The organism is Protofrankia sp. CiP1_Cm_nod4 (assembly GCF_982290645.1).
Genome location: NZ_CEVIVC010000025.1, coordinates 23,613 through 26,441, shown reverse-complemented (window position 1 = coordinate 26,441; position 2,829 = coordinate 23,613). Strand labels below are relative to the sequence as shown.

General features: G+C 76.0%; 1 protein-coding gene and 1 pseudogene. Both read right to left on the bottom strand.

What is annotated here, in order from left to right:
* Positions 1 to 154: 154 nt before the first annotated feature.
* Positions 155 to 2,260, bottom strand: coding sequence for a signal peptide peptidase SppA (sppA, locus tag AC5LSR_RS07445; RefSeq protein WP_250285629.1), 2,106 nt, complete (start codon positions 2,258 to 2,260; stop codon positions 155 to 157).
* 227 nt (positions 2,261 to 2,487) lie between these two features.
* A pseudogene (locus tag AC5LSR_RS07440) lies at positions 2,488 to 2,829 on the bottom strand (nucleoside triphosphate pyrophosphohydrolase); the annotation flags it as partial.

Below are 2,829 nucleotides of genomic sequence, written 5' to 3'. Positions count from 1 at the left end.
CCTGTCGCCGCGAGGTGCTGCGGACGACCCGGAAAATTCATGATCATGGACGGTCGCACTGATGCCGGCCGATTTGAGAAATCGAATGGTCGGACCTTTTTCGGTCGGCCAGGCTCCGGTCGGCCAGGCCTTTCAACCGGAACCGGTCAGGCGGTCAGATGACGAGGCCCAGCGGCGGCATCAGCAGCGGGCCGCCGGCCGGCAGGCCGGCCCGGGCCGCGGCCGCGGCCAGCGGGCCCCAGCCGGCGGCGAACACATCGCCGCCGGCTGGGGCGTACGCCCCGCCGGCGACCCGGTGCGCCATCGCCTCCAGCGACGCCTCCAGCAGTGCCGTGCCCGTCAGGGGCCAGCCGGCCGACAGCGGGCCGGCCAGGGGCGCCCCGCCCACACCAGCGGCCGCCGGGTCCTCGCTCGACCGCGGCGGGCGCAGCCTGTCCGCCAGCGCCAGCTTCGGCAGGACACGCAGCCGCGGGGTGACCGACGCGGGCAGGCCGGCCTTCTCCCAGGCCAGCTCACAGGCCTGGAACAGTCCGCCGAGCACGTCCACCAGGCCACGCTCATGGGCGTCGGCGCCCGTCCACACCCGGCCCCGGGCAACCTCGTGCACCGCCTCCGGCGTCATCCTCCGGCCCGCGGCGACCTTGGTGACGAAGTCCTCGTAGACCCGGTCCAGGAACTCGTCGAGCTTCTTGCGCTCGGCCGGGCTGAACTCCCGCCGTGGGGAGGTCATCAGCGCGTTCTCGCCCCCGGCGACCGCGCCGAAACGCACGCCGATCCTGTCCAGCAGCTCGCGGACGACCTGCTTGCCGCCCAGCACCCCGATGGACCCGGTCAGGGTGCCCGGATGCGCCACGATCGCGTCCGCCCCGAGCGCGACGAAATACCCGCCGGAGGCGGCCACCGACCCCATCGAGACCACCACCGGACGCCCGGTGGCCTGGAACCGTTCGACCTCCCGCCGGATCAGGTCGGAGGCCACGTACGAGCCGCCGGGGCTGTCCACCCGGAACACGGCCGCGGCGACGTCCTCGTCGCGGCCCGCCGCCCGGAAGGCGGCGGTGAGGGCGTCCGAGGCCATGGCCGGGCCCCGCAGCGGCGCGCGCCCGCCGCGGCCGAGCAGCACCGGCCCGGTCCCGTGGATGAGGGCGATCACCTTGCGCCGTTCGGGCCCGCGCCGGAAGGCCTTACCGCCCGGTTCCGCCGGCCGCCCGCCCAGACGGGGCATCGGGACGGGCAGCCGTGACCGGGACGCCTCCCGGCGCTGGGCCGTCCGCTGGTAGTGGGCGAGGTACATCATGATCACGCCGTCGCGCTCGTCCTCGGCCGTGGTGGCCGTACCTCCGGCCAGGACGTCACCTCCGGCCGGAGCGTCCGCGCGGCGCGTTCCCCTGGCCGCGGCGTCCGCGCCGGCCCCGGCCTCGCCGGCGGCACCGGCGGCACCGGCGGCAGAGCCGGCGGCACCGGCGGTAGCAACGGCAGGGGTGGCGGCGCCCGCGGTGCGGCGGGCGTGGGCCCGGGCGGCGGCGTAGACCTCGTCCCGGTAGCCCAGCCGGTCGACCAGGCCGGCCCGGCGGGCCTGCTCGGCCGACAGCGGCGCGTTGTCGATCAGTTCGCGGACCCGCGCCGGGGACAGGCCACGGGCGGCGGCGACACCGTCCACGATCATGGACAGGCTGGAGACGACGATCCGCTCGCTGGCCTCCCGGTGCGCGGCGGTGAAATCGCGTTCCACGAAGGTGTTGGCGGCGTTCTTGTACTCGTGGCGCTGCCCGACCTGGATCTCGATGCCGAGCCGGTCCAGGGCGTCGCGCAGGAACGGTGTCTCCAGGGCCACCCCGGTCAGGCCCAGGTCCCCCGGCGGCGCCAGCCAGATCTGGTCGAACGCGCAGGCCAGGTAGTACGGGACGGTCCCGCCGCCGAACTCGCCGAACGCGTCCGCGTAGGCGAAGGCGGTCCCGCCGGCGTCCCGGAAGGCGATGACCGCGTCCCGGATCTCCTGCACCCGCGCCAGCGGCGTCCCGCAGGGGGCGATCCGGGCGATGAGCGTGGCCGCCCGGTCGTCCTGCCCGGCCCGGCGCAGCCCGTCCACGATGGTGCGCAGGGACGGGCGGCGCCGCGCCAGAGCCGCGCTCACCGGATCACCAGGTACCCCTTCGACCGGATCCACGGTGAGGTCGAGCTCGAGAAGGATGGGCGCGGACCGCCGCGCATACAGACGACGGACGCCCGCCAGCGCCTCCCGCGCGGTGTCTGCTGCCATGCAGCGAGGCTACGCGCCGCACCTGCCGCCCGACAGCGAGACCACGCGCCACAGGCCATGGCACGGCTTCACCAGTATGGCGGGGAGGGCCGGCCTCCCCGGATGACCAGTCATGGCGGGGAGGGCCGGCCTCCCCGGGTTCATCCGGGTCAAGGTGGGGCGTGTCTCCAGCCGCATGGCCGGAGCCTTCCGGGGTGTGCCTCGACGGGCCGGCTGGCCGTGGGGCGTCAGCTGGTCGGGGTGCCGCTTGCGGCCGGGGCCTGTCGCGGCGCTGCCGGCCAGTGGGCACGCCAGGAGTCGGGGCCGGCGTCCCGGGGGTCCAGACCGGCGGCGCGGATCGCGTCCTCGGTAGCGGCGAGGGTGTCCCGGAAGCGGCGGGCGGACGTCCGCAGCGCGGCCTCCGGGTCGACGCCGGCCTGCCGGGCCAGGGCCACGGCCGCGAACAGCAGGTCGCCGATGATCCGCTCGGGTGTCCCCGGGGCCGCGTCGGCCGCCACGGAGGGCACGTCATCACTCCGTACCGGGGTGTCGGCCCGGGCCAGCAGGGCCGCGACGACGTCGGCCGGGGA